The sequence below is a fragment of the Streptomyces sp. NRRL WC-3549 genome (genome assembly GCF_000721935.1).
Classification (GTDB): domain Bacteria; phylum Actinomycetota; class Actinomycetes; order Streptomycetales; family Streptomycetaceae; genus Streptomyces.
This window is the reverse complement of the sequence record NZ_KL585452.1, coordinates 10717-13077: the sequence shown is the minus strand read 5'-3', so window position 1 is coordinate 13077 and position 2361 is coordinate 10717. Positions and strand designations below refer to the sequence as shown.

The 2361-nt window shown below is 73.2% G+C and carries 1 protein-coding gene and 1 pseudogene; one reads left to right on the top strand and one right to left on the bottom strand.

Annotated features, from left to right (window positions below; all coding sequences use genetic code 11):
* The first annotated feature begins 206 nt into the window (after nt 1–206).
* A pseudogene (locus IH13_RS0135545) lies at nt 207–1534 on the top strand (Rieske 2Fe-2S domain-containing protein).
* Here the strand turns inward: IH13_RS0135545 and IH13_RS39360 are convergent.
* Nucleotides 1440–2361, bottom strand: a 922-nt coding sequence (locus IH13_RS39360) for an MFS transporter (RefSeq protein WP_031091185.1), incomplete at its 5' end; no start/stop codon positions are given. The pseudogene IH13_RS0135545 and the gene IH13_RS39360 sit on opposite strands and share 95 nt — an antisense overlap.

Here is a 2361-nt window from a genome sequence, read left to right as displayed (position 1 = left end):
GGTGCCGGGCCCGCGGGCCGCGGCCCGCCCGTGGGGGCCGGGGAGGAACGCTGCCGCGTTCCTCCCCGGCCCTTTCCGTCTTTCGCCGCCGCCCACCGCCGTCAACGCTCGCCGCATTTCTTCCCGTTCGGGTGGTGTGCGGCGTGCCGGGTGGATCGGGGAGTGGGGCGGGCAGTCTCCAGGGGACCGGATCCGGGAGGGGAGCTGTGGGACTGTCACGCGAGTACAGGCGCGCCATCACCGAGGGACCGACACCCGCCGACACCGCGGGTGCGCCCGCCCTGCCGTATCCCTGTCTCTTATACACATATGTGTATAAGAGACAGTCTCCGAGGAGTTACGCAGGGGCACCGTGCTCACCCGGCCGCTGGCGGGACGTGACGTGGTGCTCTACCGGCTCGGCACGGGGGCGATCCGCGCCGTCCATCCGTACTGCCCGCACCTCGGTGCTCATCTCGGACTGGCGAAGGTCGAGGGGGAGGATCTCGTATGCCCCTTCCACCTCTTCGCCTTCGGTCCCGACGGCACCTGTGTGCGTACGGGGTACGACACCCCGCCGCCGCGTTCGCCGCTGACCCAGTTGCCGGTGCACGAGGCCAACGGCGCCGTCTTCGTCTGGCGGCACCACGACGGCCGGGCCCCGGACTGGACCGTCCCCGACTGGCACGAGATCGGCCACCGGTCCGCCCGCAGCGCCGTCTGGGAGCTGGCCGGCAACGCCCAGGAGGTCATCGAGAACTCGGTCGACCTCGGGCACTTCGCCACCCTGCACGGCTGGTCGAAGGCGGAGATCAGCGGGCCCGTGGTGTACGACGACGCCTCCTTCCACGTCTCCGTGCGGGCCCACGAGTCGGCGCCGCTCCTGGGCGACTTCGTCGTGGACGTGGACGTGGACGGCTACGGACTGGGGTGCCTGCACGTCGATGTGCACACGCCCCGGCTGGGGCTGCGGATGTGCACGATGATCATGCCGACGGCGATCGCGCCCAACCGGATGCAGTTCCGGCAGCGCAACCGCATCGCGTTCGACGAGCCGGCGCGGCTGCCCGCCCCGCTCGCCCGGGCGGTGAGCCGGACGGCGGCCCGGCTGCTGGACCGGGCGGTCTTCCGGTCCAGTTGCGAGTTCACGGCCGCCGACTTCCCGATCTGGCACCACAAGGAGTATCTGCAACCGCCCCGGCTCGCCCACGGCGACGGGCCGATCGGCCCGTTCCGGCGCTGGGCCCGGCGGTTCTACCCGCCGTCCCCGGGTGCGGACGGCGCCGCCGTCACCGGGTGCGGACGGCGACGAGGCGGTACCGGCCGCCCGCGACGAGCGGACGGCGGAGACGGAGGCCACCGACCGGCGCACAGCGCCCCTGCACCGCACGCCCGGCCGATGAGGCGCGGCGTAAGCACCCGGTCCCGGGCGGGGCCGGGTGCCCGCAGAGCGCCTCGCGTCAGTGCGCGGCGATCCGGTGTTCCTCGCGCACCGCCGTGCCGCCCGCCACGATCCGTGAGGTGCCCGGCGTCCGGTCGAGCACGCCCGCGGTGACGGCAACCGCCAGGCCCGCGACCGCCAGAACCGCGCCGACCAGGGCGGGCGAGGTCCATCCCCAGCCGGCCGAGATGGCCACACCGCCGAGCCAGGCCCCTCCGGCGTTGGCCAGGTTGAACGCGGAGTGGTTGGAGGCGGAGGCGAGGGTGGGGGCGTCCTTCGCCTTGTTCATGACCAGCATCTGCAGGGGCGTGGTCGTCATGAAACCGACCGCTCCGAGCAGCACGACCATGACCAGCGCGGCCCACTTCACCTGGGCGGCGAAGGGGAAGACGACCAGCACCACGGCCAGGGCGGCGAGCGACCCGTACAGGGTGGGCCGCAGCGCGCGGTCGGTCAGCGGTCCGGCGGCCAGTGCGCCCAGGGTCATCCCGATGCCGAAGAGCGCCAGGACGAGCGTCACCGAGGACTCGCCGAAGCCCATGGCCTCGGTCGTCATGGAGGAGAGGTAGGAGTAGACGGCGAACACGCCGGCGAAACCGAGGACGGCGGTGAACAGGCCGAGGACCACCTGCCGGTTGCCCAGGGCGCGGATCTCGCGGCGGACGTCCTGGTGCGCCTCGCGCGGGATCTGCGGGACCAGGCGGGCCAGCGCGGCCATGGCAACCAGACCGATCACCGCGACCACCATGAACGTGGCACGCCAGCCGAGGTGCTGGCCGAGCAGCGTGGCGGCCGGTACACCGACGATGTTGGCGACCGTGAGCCCGAGGAACATGGTGGCGACGGCCCGTGCCTGGCGGCCGTCGGGGACGAGGCGCGCGGCGACGACCGCGCCGACGCCGAAGAACGCGCCGTGCGGCAGCCCGGCCAGCACCCGGCCG